The sequence below is a fragment of the Butyrivibrio sp. MB2005 genome (assembly GCF_000424285.1).
Classification (GTDB): Bacteria; Bacillota; Clostridia; order Lachnospirales; family Lachnospiraceae; genus Butyrivibrio.
Genome location: NZ_KE384160.1, coordinates 1 through 15,962 on the forward strand (window position 1 = coordinate 1; position 15,962 = coordinate 15,962).

Consider the following 15,962-nt stretch of genomic DNA (forward strand, 5'->3'; position numbering starts at 1 on the left):
AGAGCGTAATGACAGTAATGGCACTCCCTGAGCGTATGAGACGTTTCTATAGAACTACAAACTATCTGGAACGGCTCAACAAGGAAATAAAACGCAGGTCAAATGTGATCGGTGTATTTCCAAATGTACAATCCATTATCAGAATCATGGGAAGTGTCTTACTTGAGCAAAATGACATGTATATGGCTCAGAATAAGATATCACTCACCAGAAAAGACTTTGATGAGCTGAACAACTCGTCAGCGAAACTGATAGAGATTGCAAAGGAACAGCAACGACTTTTAGCGGCCTGACAATTGGATACCTAAAGGTAATTTACACACAATAAAGGACTTGACCTTGAGAAGATGCCGCCGCGCATAGAAAATTGCCAAAAATTGAAATTCCTCTGCGCGAGAAGCGCGAGAAAACCAAGCAAAGAGGCATTTGCGCATATATTTTGAGAAAAAATAGGATTTCCTCTGCGCGAGAGGCGAGATTGATGCTTGAGAAGATGCCGCCGCGCATAGAAAAACGCCAAAATCTGAAATTCCTCTGCGCAGGAAGAATAGAAGCCTTTATGAAGCCTGAAGGCCATAGAAGAAAACAATCCCGGATTATCCGTATAAAAGAATAGAAGGAGGTATATGTCTATGAAAACAAGAAGGAAAGCAATTACTAAGACACTCGGTAGCTTGATGGTTGTTGCACTGATTTTTGGGATGTTCACGATGATCAGGACGGACGTAAAGGCAGCGACACTCAATGAGAGTGAATTTAAAGTAGGAACTATTTTTAAAGTAGGTGACAATGTTGTTGTTACAAGCACAAAGGTATGCTTTTACCCTGATCCAAATGAGAGAGGCGGTGCGCATCTTCCGGCAGATACATACACAGTAGGAAGAGGCAATGTTACATTCAATGATGATGGATCAGTGAATACATATGATCAAGATGGCATGGGATCAGCTTTTGTAATCCTCCATGGCGCTTATGTGTGTGGTGCTATGAAAGCCACATTGACGGAGGGAGAAAATCCTGATGGTAAGGTAATTGATAATCCTGATGGTATAGAAATTCTAAAGATAGATATGTGTTCTGAGGACAACGATGGCAAGACATATAAACGTTTTATTATTAGGCCTCATCAGGCAGATACAGTATCCAATATCGATTTTACCAGTTCATCTTCAACTTTAGAATTTGGTAAAACGACTACACTCAACGTTTCAGTTTTACCGACATCTCTGGCAGCTACAGCCGCTATTAAGTGGTCTGCTTCTCCTGCAGGAATTGTAAAACTATATAAGGATGAAGCTTGCACAGAAGAAGTTGGTGCAAGTGAGACCGGATTAACAGCAGTTTACTTAAAGGGTGTTGGAATAGGAGAGGCGACCATTACCGCAAAGAGTGATGACTCAATAGGCAGAGAGTCGACATTCAAGGTAACCGTCAGCAAGCCCCTTATCCCCGATTCAGAGATCAGCGCTGCGCAGCGTCCTACAGCCAAGACCGGAGAAGGCACCGAATACACAGGAAAACCCATAACACTTGTAAATGAGCCTACTGAAAGCCTTCCTGAGGGCTACAAGATAAAATACGCCCTTACGACTACAGAGACAGAGCCTGCTGAATCGGCATACTCTGATACCATTCCGACAGCCACAGAGCCCGGAATATATTACATTTGGTACATAATCTACAGAGATAAGGACGGCGCAGAGACCAAGCCGGCACGCCTTGAGACTGAGATTGTTCAGCCTATTGACGCTGACGAAGAGCTCCACGCAGTATTTGGAGAGAATCTGAAGATCAAGCAGACCAGGAAAGCCATCAAAGTAAGCTGGGGCAAGAGCAAAAACATCGACAAATTCGAAGTTTTCATTGCATACCTTGGTAAAAAAGCGGGCAGTACCCCGACAGCCACCACAACGGCCAATTCCGTTTCTGTAACCAAGATAAACAACAAGAAAATCGACACCAAGAAGAATTTTTCAGTCGAAGTTGTTGCTTATGACAAAAAAGGTAATAAAGTCGGAACCAGCATGAAATGCTTCATTGCCGGCAAGGACAATCCTACCTATACCAATGTAAAGTCAATTAAGCCTGCTAAAAAGAAGATAACCCTGAAGAAAGGCAAGAAGGCCACAATCAATGCCACTCTTAAACTTCAGAGCAGCAGCAAAAAGCAGCTTCCCAAGAAGTATGCGCCTGACATCAGGTATTCATCTTCCAATAAAAAAGTCGCTACGGTTAATAAAAAAGGAAAAATTACTGCAAAAGGTGTTGGCAAGTGCAAGATTTATATGTACGCTAAGAATGGCGTTGCTAAGAGTATTACAGTAACTGTTAAAGCAAAATAAGTGGATAATTTATATGAAACAACGCATATTTGGGCACATTGAAGATCTTCCGGATAATTGCATACTTGAAAGCGACCTGTTGACAGAACAGAATGTGCTTTTGCTGCCAAGAATGACGGTGGTGACTCCGGAGCTTAAAAAGTCTGTTTCCAATTATCGAGGATTTATTAGCATATCCGTCACCACTGTGGATGAAGAAGAGATTTCCGATTCCGATGTTGAAGCAGACGAGTCCATACTTTTTGATGAAGAATTCAAGAGGTATGCGGTCGAGAGCATTATCAACATTTATAAAAATATCAATGAGCCGGACGAGATCGTCGATACCGTGGAGAATCTTAGTTCTGACCTGTGTTCACTTGTAAACAGCTCTGTGAACCTTGGCGTGAATCTGGCTAAGCTCAAGATCAGCGATGAGTATACCTACAAGCATTCCGTTGATGTGGGAACGATTTCTGCGGTAATAGCTGCAAACATGGACTACGACTCTGATTTTGTTCACGGCGTATCCATTGCGGGAATACTTCATGATCTTGGAAAAGAGAAAATTCCCAGTGGAATTCTAAACAAAACATCAAGGCTCAGCGCCCAGGAATTCAACATCATGAAGATGCATCCGGTGTACAGCTATCAGATCATGAGGGAAGCTAAGGAAATTCCGGAAGAGATCAGGCAAGGTATGCTTAATCACCATGAAAACAAGGATGGTACCGGATATCCAAGAAAGCTTGTGGATAAGGACATCGGCGATATGGCCAAGATCATCACTATTGCTGATGTTTTCGATGCTCTTGTAACAGAACGCTCCTATAAAAGAGCCATGACGCCAAGAGAGGCTATTGAGATCATGTTTACTATGAGTAGCAAGTTCGATCTTAATATTTTCAAGGCATTTCTGGATATTATCAACGTCTATCCCAACGGGTCGGAGATTTTGCTAAGTAACTCGGAGCATGCTATTGTTATAAAGCAGAACAGGTCTTATCCGCTGCGACCTATAATTAAAATATTAGAAACGGACGAAGTGGTTGATCTGGCTACTGATTCCCATTATCTGTCCGTAATCATTACCAGCTGAGGTGCAGTCATATATGCAGAACAGTAAATACAAATTGGCAGAGGCGGTAAAGGAGTGCATGAAAACAACCTCTGTGGAGAATATCACGGTTAAGCAGATCGTGGACGTCTGCGGTGTTTCAAGGCAGACCTTCTATCGAAATTTTATAGATAAGTATGACCTTATAAATTGGTATTTTGACCGTCTTCTTGAGCAGTCCTTTAAGGAAATGGGAAGCGGAGAGACTCTTAGAGATGGTCTAATTAAAAAGTTCAGATACATCAAAGAAGAGCGGCTGTTTTTTACAGCTGCTTTTCGTGTGGATGAACAGAACAACCTCAAAGAGCACGACTTTTACATGATCTTTGAGCACTATTGCAGGCTTATCAGAGAAAAATCCGGAGAACTCCCGGAGAAAAAGATAAGAAAGCTCCTTGAAATGTACTGTCAGGCATCCATCTACATGACGGTGCAGTGGGTTCTTAAAGGCATGAAGGAGCCGGAGGAAGAGCTGGCGGACCTTATGATAGACGCCATGCCCCCGGAGCTGGCATCGCTTTTTACAGAGCTTCAAATCCTTTAATTTTCACATCATAGTTTCTGAATATTTGCCATTTATGTTACACAAGCCGTTAAGTGTAACTTCTTTTGAATGCCCATAAATGCTATGCTTTCTAATGGTAGAAAAATCCCGTGTAACGCAGGTTTTGAAAAAGGAGGACAAAGTAAAATGGCAAACAGAATTTCATTGAACGGCACATCATATCATGGTGCAGGTGCCATCCAGGAAGTAGTTAATGAGATCAACAATAACGGTTTCAAGAAGGCTTTTGTAGCTTCCGATCCCGATCTTATCAAGTTCGGCGTAACAGCAAAGGTTACAGATCTTCTTGACGGCGCTAAGATCCCTTATGAGATATATTCAGATATCAAGCCCAATCCCACAATCGAGAACGTTAAGAACGGCGTTGAGGCCTTCAAAAAGTCAGGTGCTGACTGCATCGTAGCAGTTGGTGGCGGATCTTCAATGGATACTTCTAAAGCAATCGGCATCATAATCACCAACCCTGAATTTGCAGATGTTCGCTCACTTGAGGGCGTTGCACCTACAAAGAACCCCTGCGTTCCGATCATTGCTATTCCTACAACCGCAGGAACAGCTGCTGAGGTTACAATTAACTACGTTATCACAGACGTTGAGAAAGAGAGAAAGTTCGTATGTGTAGACACACATGATATGCCTATCGTAGCTATCGTTGATCCTGAGATGATGTCATCAATGCCTAAGGGCCTTACAGCTGCTACAGGTATGGACGCTCTTACACACGCTATTGAGGGTTACACCACAAGAGCAGCTTGGGAAATGACTGATATGTTCCATCTTGAGGCTATCAGACTTATCTCCAAGAACCTCCGCGGCGCTGTTGAGAACACCAAGGAAGGTCGTGAAGGCATGGCACTTGGTCAGTACATCGCAGGAATGGGCTTCTCAAACGTTGGTCTTGGTATCGACCACGCTATGGCTCACACACTTTCAGCTCACTATGACACACCTCACGGTGTAGCATGCGCTATGTTCCTTCCTATTTCCATGGAGTTCAACCGTGAGTACACAGGCGAGAGACTTCGTGAAGTAGCAAGAGCTATGGGTGTTGAAGGCGTTGACAACATGTCACAGGAAGAGTACAGAGATGCTGCTATTAACGCAGTTAAGAAGCTCTCTGAGGACGTTGGAATTCCGAAGACTCTTGATAAGATCACAGAAGAGGATCTTGATACACTTGCAACAGATGCTCTTAACGATGCATGCTATCCCGGCAACCCGAGAGAAGCAACAAAAGAGCAGGTTATCGAGATGTTCCGTATGCTGATGGCATAAGGATTTCTGCTCCAAGGGAATGTTTAGCAGGATACCTGCTGAACATATAGGGGTTTTACAGTCTTGATTTTATAAGTATAATAGAGGTCGTATGGCTTAAGTGTTTTGAGCCCTACGACCTATTTCTTTATAAAAATCGGTCTATATTTCGGGAGGGAAATGAAATGACAATAGATGCTTACATGAACCCTGATTTTACATGGGTAAAAAAGCTAATATTTTTTGCAATATCCTTTGTGGCGGTGCTGCTTTGTGATCTTTTGATCCGCGGAGGACATAAGCTTATCGCGGCAGGTACGCCTAAAGCCAAAGACCTGGAATATATGGAAAAAAGAGAGCACTCTCTTATTCAGCTTTTCTATGAGATGATCATTTCTGCCACATCCGTTATGTCTTTTGCCTGCGCTTACGTGGTCCTGAACCACGTATACTCTCTGGTGCAGTCGGGAACCCCGGCTATGCAGTGGGAGCCTTTGATGACCATTTGGGAAAACGGAAAAGACTTCGTTCTTTTGCTTTTAATCTGCCTTTCCTGCGTACTTAACTCGATTTTGGACAAGTTCATAATCCCGCTTAAAAAGCTGGCGAAGGAAGAAATCGCATCAGTCCGCATGCTTTCCATGTTTTATGTGATCATTATTTTGATGTTTATGAACGTGATAGGAGATGAGAGTGAATACAGCCCGGTAATGATGTATTACCTGGGGCTGATGGTGGGACGATTCGTCTATTTTGATGCATCCTTTGCGGACTTCCTTGAAAATATCAAAAATGTATTCCTAAGGCTTCCGCTTTTGATGCTTGGAATGCTGCTTTCGGGCGGGCTTTGCTATTTGGGCTTCTGGCTTGAGTTTTTCCTTGAACGCAACTACTACATAATGGGCGTGTTCTACACACACCTTTTCCTGTTGCTGTCAGTGTTTATCCTGTATCACGGCTATAATTTATGCCAGATTTTTAGCAATAAGAGAGATTCCGGACAGGATCAGTAACACAATAACCAGTTTTTTGACCTTTTTCTCATCAAGAAGTGTGGCGCTCTTCATGCCTGTGAAAACTCCAATTAGCATGAAGGGTATGAGAATAAAGGCCAGTTTCAGTGAATCCGGAGTTATTATTCCAACAAAAGCATATGTTATTATTCGAACTATATTCTCTACTATGAAGATAATGCTCAGATTCGCCTTGAATTCTGAGCTTGTCTCTGTCACCTTGCTGACGCATACTGCCATCAGTACGCCTACGCCGAAGAGACCGCACATAAGTCCCCCGGTCATGCCGATGATAAAAAGGGCAAGTGTGGAATACTTCAGGTTAAGCTTGTCATATTCCTTAAGAAGCATCTCTATACCAACCAGCACGACAACCACGCCGAATATGATTTTTATCACATGAGCATCCACGTTTTTCAGAAGAAAAGCGCCGGGGATGCTGCCCAAAATAGTCAGTATTATAAGAGGCACATAAATCCTGGGATTAAGCTTTTTCCTGTTGCTCCAGGTTAGGATCACGTTGCTGGGAAAGCCCAAAACCAGCTCCACAGGTGAGATGTTTACATTATTTATACCAAAGCCCAGAATCGAGGTAAAAACCAGCGTGTTGGCAAAACCGCACAGCCCTTTAATAAAAAAAGCCACGAGAGTGGCGATAATCCATATTCCAAGAGAGTTCATCTAAATAAATCCTTTTTCAAAATGCGACCTGATTACATAAGGTCCGCCGATAAATCTAATTTGTACAACAGCTTTCAATTACAATACAAAAGCGCCAAATTGTCAAGTTCTACGCGCTATAACGGTTTCATATTTTTTTAATTCTATTTTTACACTCCCTTTAGAATCTGCACATTTTTAGAGAATAAAATATCATTAGACGAGAGCTATGGGGGCAGTTCGAGTTGATCCTTTCACCTTTTTGTAGTTTAAGGAGGTGCAGGCAGGAAATCTCAACATTACTGCGGGGTGGTATCTGAATCCGTCCCACAGACAGAACCTTTTGGAGAAGCGATTTACCAAAGTGGGGGTGGCGTACTACGAAATAGACGGTATTACTTATATTGCCTGCGAGTTTGGGCTATGATATGATAATTACAGATAGGCAAAGGTGCTTAATTTCTGAGCACCTTTGCCTTTTTTCGTTGCTCGCGCGAGGATTTCGCAAGCGAAATCCTATCTTATAAGATTGCTAAAGTCTAAGGAGGGGCATTATGGCTGCATTTGACAGAGTTTGTTCGGGAATACCTCAGATGGATCAGGTTTTTGACAATATCCGCCTTGGGGACAACGTGGTTTGGCGTGTTGATAACCTGGATGAATTCAGGCTTTTCGTAAAGCCCTATGTAAAGCAGGCTATCGCAGATAAAAGAAACCTCATCTACATCAGATTCGCTGCCCATGAGCCGTTCCTTGAGCCTCAGGAGGGGTTAAAGATCGTCAACGTGGAGTTAAATCACAGATTCGAGAACTTCACCGTGGAGATACATGAGATCATCAGCAGAGAGGGCAGGGATGCTTTCTATGTCTTTGACTGCCTATCAGAGCTTCAGACTGCCTGGGCCACAGATTTGATGATGGGTAACTTTTTCCGTGTGACCTGCCCCTATCTTTTCATTCTTGATACCGTTGCCTTTTTCCCGCTGATCCGTGGTAAGCATTCTTTTCAGGCAATTGCGAAAATAAGGGACACCACTCAGCTTTTTCTTGATGTTTATTCCGATGATAAAAACGTATACGTAAGACCCGATAAGGTCTGGAACAGATACTCCGAGACCATGTTCCTGCCGCAGCTCTATAACCCTGAAAACGGCGATTTTAAGCCTATTCTTGATGGTGTTATGGCAAGCCATTTTTATCAGGTTCTTGGAAAAAGCGGATCCCTTACGGATTCTGAAAACATGGACAGCTGGGACAGGTTTTTCACCCTTACCAAAATGATGCACCAGGCAGGGCAGGATGTAACAGAGAACTGCAGCCGCATGTGTAACATCATGATGACCAGGGATTCAAGGCTTCGTGAGATGATTAAGGAGCTTTTTACCCCGGACGATTACCTTGATGTGAAGGACAGGATGATCGGGACCGGCATGATCGGCGGAAAAGCCTGCGGTATGCTGCTGGCACGGAAGATCATAGAGCACAGAAGACCTGAAATATTTAAGTTTTTGGAGCCCCACGATTCCTTTTATATCGGCTCTGATGTTTTCTATACATTTATCGTTGATAATCAGTTTTGGGATTTGCGAATCAGGCAGAGGACAAAGGAGGAGTTTTTCTCCGTAGCTGAGGAGTTTGCCGAGCAGCTTCAGCGGGGCAAGTTTTCAAGGGGAATGGAAGAAGAGTTCCAGAAGCTTCTTGAATACTACGGTCAGGACCCCATAATTGTCAGGTCCAGCTCCATCCTTGAGGACGGCTTTGGCAATGCTTTTGCAGGAAAATATGAGTCCGTTTTCTGCTCCAACACAGGCACCATGGAGCAGAGAGTTGAGGAGCTTGAAAACGCAATCCGCACTGTTTATGCCAGCACCATGAGTAAATCTGCCCTTGATTACCGCAGCAGGAGAGGACTTCAGGAGAGAGATGAGCAGATGGCCCTTTTGGTGCAGAGAGTGTCCGGCTCCTATTACGGCGAGTTCTATATGCCCTGCGCAGCTGGCGTTGGATATTCCTACAGCCCCTACAAATTCATGGAATCCATCAATCAGGCGGCAGGCATGCTAAGGCTTGTAATGGGCCTTGGAACCTCTGCTGTAGACAGGACTGAAGGGTCATATCCCAGGCTTGTCAGCATGGATAATCCCACAGCGACTACGGCACGGAATTCCATCGAGAGACACCAATATTCCCAGAGAAAGCTTGAGCTTATGAACCGCGCCACAAGGCAGCTTGAGAGGGTAACACTGGATGATGTGAAGCAGTACATGCCATTTTTCCTAAAAAGACTGCTGCTTGAGCACGATACCGATACTGAGCGGATGTTCAGAGACAGAGGCGAGGACAGGGATATTGAATTCATTTCCTGTAGGGGAATAGTGCGAAAAGAAGAGCTGATGGCTCAGATGAAGGAGATTTTGCAGGCGCTCCAGACGGAATATCAGCATCCTGTGGATATAGAGTTCACCATCAATTTCTCGGAAAATGGTGACTACGTGATAAATATTTTGCAGTGCAGACCTCTTCAGGTGTATCAGGATACAGAAGAAATGCAGATTCCGAAGGATGTAGCAGAGGAAAAGATACTCTTTGACTGTAATAAATCCGCCATGGGCCTGTCGAGGGCTGAGAAGCTTGATTATATCGTCTACGTGGACCCTGTAAAATACTACAGCATGCCCTATCAGGACAAAAACCAGGTGGCAAGGGCCATCGGCAGAGTCAACTGGCTTATGAGAGGGCAGGATAAGCATATGCTCCTTATGGTGCCGGGAAGAGTCGGAACCACATCTCCCGAACTTGGCGTGCCCACTACCTTTTCAGATATCAGTGAATTCGACGCCGTGTGCGAGATAGCGGATTCCAAGGTTGGCTACAATCCGGAGTTGTCTTACGGAAGTCACTTTTTCCAGGACCTGGTGGAATCAGGCATCCTCTACAATGCCATTTTTGAAAATGAAAAGACCCGGGTATTTAACCGGGATCTTCTTAGTGCTTTTGAGAACAGGTTTGCCGATGAAGCTTCAGAATACAACTCACTGAAGGATATCATTGCGGCCTATGATGTCTCAGCTGCGGATTTTTATATTTATCATGACATGAAAACAGAGCGGACACTTTGCACCCTGCGATAATGAATTAGCCGCGAAAACGGCGTTAAAGGGCGATTTTGTGCCTGCTCCGGTTATAAATATCAGCTGATATGTTTGCTCCCTCTCTCTGTCATGAGGATCATCAGAACCACGAAGAAGCAAAGATAGAAGGGATACATGAACATTCCGATGTAATCACTTATAAGTCCGAAAATCTTGGGTGCAAAGGTGGATCCCACATAAGCTGAAGCCATCTGAATACCTACAAGAGACTGGGAATTTTCTTTACCGAATCTCGCAGGTGTAGAGTGGATGATGCTGGGATAAACCGGAGCACAGCCAAGTCCTATCATCACAAGGGCACATTTTGAGGCTGTAAGATTCCCTGAAAACATCAGGATGGCAACGCCAACCACGATGATGAATTCACCAAGTCTTATCATGTTCTGATCTCCGAGCTTATTGGAGATAAAGCCGCTGATGGCTCTTCCCACAGTGATTCCAAGATAAAACAGAGCGCCAAGACCTGCTGCGTCGGTGGCGCTTATTCCTTTTTCCGTAACAAGCCAGCTGGGAGCCCAGAGACCTGTTGCCATTTCAAGAGAGCAGTAGCAGAAAAATGCTATAAGTATCGTTTTAGCGCCGGGCAGGGCGATAGCCTGTCTGAGACTCAGGACATTTCTGCTTTTTTCATCACTTTCCGCACTTGATTCTGTTTTCCATAAAGGCACTGAAAATACCAGAATAACAGTCAGGATTACCTGAAGCAGAGAGATGGTGCGATAGCCGCTGGGCCATCTAAGACCGTTTGTCAGGCAAAGAGACATGATCCAGGGACCGATTGATGCGCCAACACCCCACATGCAGTGAAGCCAGGACATGTGCCTTGAGCTGTAGTGAAGCGCCACGTAGTTGTTAAGGGCTGAATCCACGGCACCTGCGCCAAGACCGTAGGGAATGCACCAAAGTGCCATCTGAAGATAGCTTGTACAGGTGCTAAAGCCAAACAAAGCAGCCGCTGTCATAGCAACAGAAAACGCCGTAACCTTCGCTGTTCCGAATTTGTGGATCACCTTATCTGCCATGAGACTTGATATGATGGTACATCCGCTTATAAGCATGGCAAGGGTTCCCGCCCCTGTAATAGTGGAGCCAAGGTCCGTATACATGCTGGGCCAGGTACTGCCAAGGAGCGAGTCCGGTAATCCAAGTGAGATAAAAGAAAGATATATGATGAAAATAAGTAATCCTGCCATAAGGCCTCCATTCTGGTTTTTAGTTTAAAAAAATTGTGAGTTTTTGGGATCTTCACTGGATCCTTCCGGGCACAGAGTCAGCTAGTGTGATCAAAGGTCTAAGCTCAGCTGCTCGTAGTCCTTTTTCGCTGAAAACATGGGCATAGTCTGTCGCATAAGCTCAGGCGCTTTTTCGTATGAAAAAAGCCAGTCTGAAATTGCTTCTTTTTCAATAACCACGGGCATTCTGTCGTGGGTATCCAGAACTGACTCATTTGCAGCAGTTGTCAGAATTGTGAATCTGTCTTCATCATTAAACCTGTTGTAGATTCCCGCAAGGTAGATAGCTGAGGCGTCGTTTCTGCTGAAGGTCACCTTATTTTTCTCCCTGTCCCACTCATAGAAGCTTCGGGCAGGTATTATGCACCTTCTGTGTTCCAGGCTTTCTGAAAACATGGGTTTTTGCAGGGCAGATTCGGACCTGGCATTGATGATCAGTTTGTTTTTATCTTTTCCGGGAAACCCCCACATGATTTCCTTAGGAACTATGGCTTCGTTTCCAGGCATAAGAATAAGCCCCTTGGATCCGGGAAATATGTCCTTTTCATTAAAGCGTAGTTTCTTCATGTTTTTGCCGATTATTTCCTGAACTTCAACGGCAAGTTCCGGATCTATATGATAACGTCCGCACATAATAGTTTCCTTTCAACGAACTCAGTTATTCCATCTTATCACAGTTACGGGCAAAATATGAACAAACATCCCACAAAATGTTATTATTAGATGAATGCGGAGGATGTATAGACATGCAGTATATTGATCAGTTAGATTTTGGCGCTTATCCTGTGACATACGGGATAATGGCTGTAAACATAATCATTTTCATCTTAATTAATCTAAAGGTTCTTAGTGTGCCTGCCCTTGGCTCATCATACATGACAAGCCTTCAGGAAAAGCAGTACTATCGCATAATCACAGCGGCCTTCACGCAGCAGGAATTTCTTCATCTGGCCTGCAACATGTATTCCCTGTACAACATTGGAAGAGTAATGGAGCGTGCGCTCAAATCTGAGATTTACGCCATCTGCTATGCCGTGATAATGGTCGTAGGCGGCCTTGTTTCAGTCAGAATCCATAAAAAGACCTCACCCTTCACCCTTTGCATCGGTGCTTCGGGAGTAATCTGCGGACTTATTGGAATCTACGTGGTTATCGCCTATTCCGTAATGGGTTTTTCTGCCATACGTTCCATGGCATCCACCTTCATAATCCTGGCTCTTATGACCACCTCCAAAAAGATAGATTCCATCGGTCATTTTGCAGGCCTAGTTACAGGAATTATCTGCGGTTTAGTCCTTATAAATGTGTACAGTTTTGGATGAAAATTGTCCGGAACTCCATGAGAAAAATGCATGTAATAAAAATATAAAAAATATAAAATTTACTCCAATCATAAATTGTATAAGAATGTGACAATAATCGGTAAAGCTTTGATTTTATCAGCAAAAATTATAAACGAAATTATAAACAAATTATAAAGTTTATAAAGTGCTTTGAAACCGCACCAAAACTGGGATTGACTTATATTTGGGAGATGTTAGAATCGAAATTGTCACGAGATTCGGTTGCAAAACCGTAAAAAAATTATGAGTGGAGGTAATTCAATATGAGGAAACTCTCTAGATTTGGTGCAGCTGCGCTCGCACTTGCACTTTCCGTAACTTTTTTAACACCCGTACAGGCTCAGGCTGCGAAGAATGAGACACCTGCTGAACTTCAAAAGAAGGGTGCTTTGGCAGACGAAGATGAGTTAATTGACAAAAACTGGACAAGAGTTGAAGTTGAAGGTACTACTGAAGCTGAAGTAATTGAAAAACTCGAAAAAGCTGCCCTTGAAAAAGGATTTATTAGTACGACAAGACCGGCTGATACTGTTTCTTGGGATATCCATGTTATAAATGGTACTCTGTATTATTCAAATACATATTTTTACTTTAACTCGAATCCTTCTGCTGTGTGGGATGATGCTGATGAAAATATAGTTGGGTATAAGGGATATTTTGAAGGATGCACATTTTATAATACCCAGACTAAAAAGTCTAGTAGCTATAAGAATGAAGTATATAATAACTATACAGCAGATGAGGCTAAGTTTAATAGTTTCCAGTCTGCAATAATGGTTAAGAAGGGCGAAATCACATATTTGAGAGTTGCTCTTTCAGGCGGTGATACTGAGATTAGTAACGTAAAATCTTCTAAAAAGAAAATCGCCAAGGTTAGCGTTTATAAGAAGATGAGTTCTGATACAACAACAAATAAAGATAATGTACAAATTAGACCTGAGAAAGATCCTTCGACAGGTAAGACAACATACACTGTTTATTACTGCACCACAGTTGGAGCAAAAGTAGTAGTTGGAACATTTGATGATCGTGACAAAGCAGAAGAGGCAGCAAAGGGTGCAGAGATGACAGCTTCTTCAGCTGTACGCTATATTAAGATTGTTGGTAACAAAACCGGTAAGTCAAAGCTTACATTCAATATTAAAAATAAGAATGGTAACGTTTCAAAGGTTAGTACAACTATCAACGTAGTTGATGATACTAGCATTTACAAGACACTTTCATTTGGTGGACAGTCTCTTTTAGAAAAGGATTTGGATAAGAAGAGTTTTTATGCTATCCCTGATAATTATTTCTATACAACAAAAGCAAAGGGCAAGCTTGTAGCTAAGGCCAACAAGAATTTTGTTATCAAGAAGATAGAAAAAGGAGTACTATACACTGAGAACGATACAAGAGGCTTGGATGATACTATATATGATGAAGATGGTGATCCGGTTGGAAAGTATTCAGATACATACTCCGCATATAGCTATTCCGGAAAGAAAACAACTCATAAGGTAGACCTGAATGGCGATGGTGACTTTGATGATACTATAAATGGAGTGTATGAGGATAGAGTATCATATAAGTGGTCAAAGATTAAATCCGGAAAGACACTTAAACTCAGTACTGTTGGAGAGAGCTATGGCTCTTCTAGTAGTTATACTTATAAGTATGAGTATTACAAAAATAGAAAAGGCGAGAATAGATCTGTATCAAATGTTGAAAAGGATAGAAACTTTGATGCAACCACAGCTATCAGAATTACATACTTCAACAAGATTACAAAGCAGTATGGAACAGATACATTCTACATTACACGTTCTGTATCTAAGTAATTAAGGGCTAATAAGATATCCTAAGTGCTTGTTCCTAAATAAGGCAGGCAGCCATCCATCGTGATGACATACTTTCCGAATATCAGGTGCCAACCACACTTGGTGATGAGTCCCCTGAAAATAAGGCGACCAACTACACTTGGTGGCGGTTTTCCTAATAACAATTAGGAGGATATTCATACTTAGTGATGTTTTATCCAAACTGAGAGTAAGCGTAGCGCTTACATCAAGAGAATTTCGACTCCCCGGAGCAATCCGGGGAGTTTCTCTATGCCCCGGCATATTAGTCAGCATAGTCCCTCCTCAATCCATCCTCAATTCTTAACGATCCTCCCAGATATTCATACTCAGTATCCATTCCCAGCATCAATTCCAAGCCTTCTATTGTATCCGCCCAAAGCCTCCTCAAATAGCCCTTCCGAACCCGCTACACACTGAATTTGCCCGATTTCCCTCAAATCAGTGCGCGAATAGCCAATCAAGCCTTCCCTGCCAGCCTATTCGAATCCTCCACGCACTGGAACCACCGATTTTCCTCCTAGATCAGTGTGCAAATAGCCTTTCAATCATTCCTCACAAGCTATTCCAAATTCCCTACGCACTGGAATCACCAGTTTTCCGCCTTAATCAGTGTGCGAATAGCCTTTCAAACCTTCCCTGCCAGCCTATTCGAATCCTTCACGCACTGGAACCACCAGTTTTCCGCTTGAATCAGTGCGCAAATAGCCTTTTCAACCCTACCTCACAATCCCTTCCAAATTCCCCACGCACTGGAATCACCAATTTCTCACCTGAATCAGTGTGAGAGATAGCTAATAACACGTAGTCGAAGTGTTCCCTAATTCTTGCGTGTTCGTTTCAGCTCAGGGGATGACGCAGAGTGGGAAAGACCTGGATGATGCGTGCTCGTTTCGGTCTTTAGTATGACGCAGAACTGGAAAAAGTCTTGAAATGCGTCATGGGTATTGCGGCAGCCAGCACGCACAATAGAGACGAGAAGCGATATGCGTCACTAAGTCGGTTGCCGTGGACACGTATTTAAGAGCTTTCCTAGGGAATACGTGCTAGTTGAACCATAAGACAGTTGTATAGAGCACGCACTTAAAGCTTTTCTAAAGATATGAGTGTCTATTAGACCAGAATCTCGATCATACCTAGAAAGCAGCCGTGGATTTAAGCCAATAATAAAACCGGCAGTCAACGACTACCGGTTCCAACGAATTCATGAACAGACTAGAAGTATGCTATCATACTTCTATATTATTCTCCTTAAGAAGCTGCTTGAGATGTTCAAGCTCTTTAACCGCTTCCTCTTTTTCCTTAGTAAGGGAGTCAATCTGTGGTTGGAGTTTGTTCTCTGTGTCTCTACAGCCCAAGGCATAGCCCTCGTCCTTAATGACCTGTAGATGACGCTCAGCACTATATTCAAGTACGCCCACTTTGATTACCTCCTTCCTGTATTTGACAAAGAAATCCTTAAGAATG

12 protein-coding genes and 2 pseudogenes are annotated in these 15,962 nt (G+C 43.2%); 10 read left to right on the forward strand and 4 right to left on the reverse strand.

Going from position 1 to position 15,962, the window contains the following annotated elements; genetic code table 11:
* From G610_RS0118650 to G610_RS0118680, 6 genes and pseudogenes are all read left to right on the forward strand, one after another.
* Window positions 1–197, forward strand: a pseudogene (locus G610_RS0118650) (transposase); the annotation flags it as partial.
* A 435-nt stretch (window positions 198–632) separates the two neighbouring features.
* Window positions 633–2,342 (forward strand): Ig-like domain-containing protein, encoded by a 1,710-nt coding sequence (locus tag G610_RS21695; protein WP_035798057.1) that lies wholly within the window; start codon window positions 633–635, stop codon window positions 2,340–2,342.
* A 13-nt stretch (window positions 2,343–2,355) separates the two neighbouring features.
* Entirely contained in the window at window positions 2,356–3,420 is a 1,065-nt protein-coding gene (locus G610_RS21700; RefSeq protein ID WP_051198130.1) for an HD-GYP domain-containing protein, read from the forward strand.
* Window positions 3,421–3,433: 13 nt separating this feature from the next.
* The gene (locus tag G610_RS0118670) at window positions 3,434–3,982 is read left to right on the forward strand and encodes a TetR/AcrR family transcriptional regulator C-terminal domain-containing protein (protein WP_035798060.1); all 549 of its coding nucleotides are present in this window, start codon (window positions 3,434–3,436) and stop codon (window positions 3,980–3,982) included.
* 147 nt (window positions 3,983–4,129) lie between these two features.
* Entirely contained in the window at window positions 4,130–5,278 is a 1,149-nt protein-coding gene (gene fucO, locus G610_RS0118675; protein ID WP_026525967.1) for a lactaldehyde reductase, read from the forward strand.
* Between the two features lie 164 nt (window positions 5,279–5,442).
* Window positions 5,443–6,270: a hypothetical protein gene (locus G610_RS0118680; protein WP_026525968.1), complete on the forward strand. Its 828-nt coding sequence runs from the start codon at window positions 5,443–5,445 to the stop codon at window positions 6,268–6,270.
* Here G610_RS0118680 and G610_RS0118685 read toward each other — a convergent pair.
* Complete coding sequence (locus G610_RS0118685; RefSeq protein WP_026525969.1) at window positions 6,223–6,951, reverse strand: sulfite exporter TauE/SafE family protein; 729 nt, start codon at window positions 6,949–6,951, stop codon at window positions 6,223–6,225. The two genes, G610_RS0118680 and G610_RS0118685, sit on opposite strands and share 48 nt — an antisense overlap.
* 256 nt (window positions 6,952–7,207) lie before the next feature.
* Between G610_RS0118685 and G610_RS24055 the strand changes: the two genes are divergently transcribed.
* Window positions 7,208–7,357, forward strand: a complete 150-nt coding sequence (locus tag G610_RS24055) for a CAP domain-containing protein (RefSeq protein ID WP_155831070.1) — start codon at window positions 7,208–7,210, stop codon at window positions 7,355–7,357.
* 127 nt (window positions 7,358–7,484) lie between these two features.
* Complete coding sequence (locus tag G610_RS0118690; protein WP_026525970.1) at window positions 7,485–10,061, forward strand: PEP/pyruvate-binding domain-containing protein; 2,577 nt, start codon at window positions 7,485–7,487, stop codon at window positions 10,059–10,061.
* A gap of 59 nt (window positions 10,062–10,120) precedes the next feature.
* On the opposite strand, the gene G610_RS0118695 is transcribed toward G610_RS0118690, so the two are convergent.
* The gene (locus tag G610_RS0118695) at window positions 10,121–11,275 is read right to left on the reverse strand and encodes an MFS transporter (RefSeq protein WP_026525971.1); all 1,155 of its coding nucleotides are present in this window, start codon (window positions 11,273–11,275) and stop codon (window positions 10,121–10,123) included.
* Between the two features lie 90 nt (window positions 11,276–11,365).
* Window positions 11,366–11,947 (reverse strand): SOS response-associated peptidase, encoded by a 582-nt coding sequence (locus tag G610_RS0118700; protein WP_026525972.1) that lies wholly within the window; start codon window positions 11,945–11,947, stop codon window positions 11,366–11,368.
* Between the two features lie 113 nt (window positions 11,948–12,060).
* On the opposite strand from G610_RS0118700, the gene G610_RS0118705 reads away from it, so the two are divergent.
* Entirely contained in the window at window positions 12,061–12,636 is a 576-nt protein-coding gene (locus G610_RS0118705; protein ID WP_026525973.1) for a rhomboid family intramembrane serine protease, read from the forward strand.
* A 284-nt stretch (window positions 12,637–12,920) separates the two neighbouring features.
* Window positions 12,921–14,477, forward strand: a complete 1,557-nt coding sequence (locus G610_RS0118710) for a hypothetical protein (protein ID WP_026525974.1) — start codon at window positions 12,921–12,923, stop codon at window positions 14,475–14,477.
* Window positions 14,478–15,724: 1,247 nt separating this feature from the next.
* Here G610_RS0118710 and G610_RS23380 read toward each other — a convergent pair.
* A pseudogene (locus G610_RS23380) lies at window positions 15,725–15,962 on the reverse strand (hypothetical protein); the annotation flags it as partial.

What these genes read in the sequence shown, in the direction of transcription:
- G610_RS0118700 (WP_026525972.1), bottom strand. Translation starts at nt 11,947, where the DNA reads ATGTGCGGACGTTATCATATAGATCCGGAACTTGCCGTTGAAGTTCAG.
- G610_RS0118670 (WP_035798060.1), top strand. Translation starts at nt 3,434, where the DNA reads ATGCAGAACAGTAAATACAAATTGGCAGAGGCGGTAAAGGAGTGCATG.
- G610_RS0118695 (WP_026525971.1), bottom strand. Translation starts at nt 11,275, where the DNA reads ATGGCAGGATTACTTATTTTCATCATATATCTTTCTTTTATCTCACTT.
- G610_RS0118685 (WP_026525969.1), bottom strand. Translation starts at nt 6,951, where the DNA reads ATGAACTCTCTTGGAATATGGATTATCGCCACTCTCGTGGCTTTTTTT.
- G610_RS0118690 (WP_026525970.1), top strand. Translation starts at nt 7,485, where the DNA reads ATGGCTGCATTTGACAGAGTTTGTTCGGGAATACCTCAGATGGATCAG.
- fucO (WP_026525967.1), top strand. Translation starts at nt 4,130, where the DNA reads ATGGCAAACAGAATTTCATTGAACGGCACATCATATCATGGTGCAGGT.
- G610_RS21695 (WP_035798057.1), top strand. Translation starts at nt 633, where the DNA reads ATGAAAACAAGAAGGAAAGCAATTACTAAGACACTCGGTAGCTTGATG.
- G610_RS0118710 (WP_026525974.1), top strand. Translation starts at nt 12,921, where the DNA reads ATGAGGAAACTCTCTAGATTTGGTGCAGCTGCGCTCGCACTTGCACTT.
- G610_RS21700 (WP_051198130.1), top strand. Translation starts at nt 2,356, where the DNA reads ATGAAACAACGCATATTTGGGCACATTGAAGATCTTCCGGATAATTGC.
- G610_RS0118705 (WP_026525973.1), top strand. Translation starts at nt 12,061, where the DNA reads ATGCAGTATATTGATCAGTTAGATTTTGGCGCTTATCCTGTGACATAC.
- G610_RS0118680 (WP_026525968.1), top strand. Translation starts at nt 5,443, where the DNA reads ATGACAATAGATGCTTACATGAACCCTGATTTTACATGGGTAAAAAAG.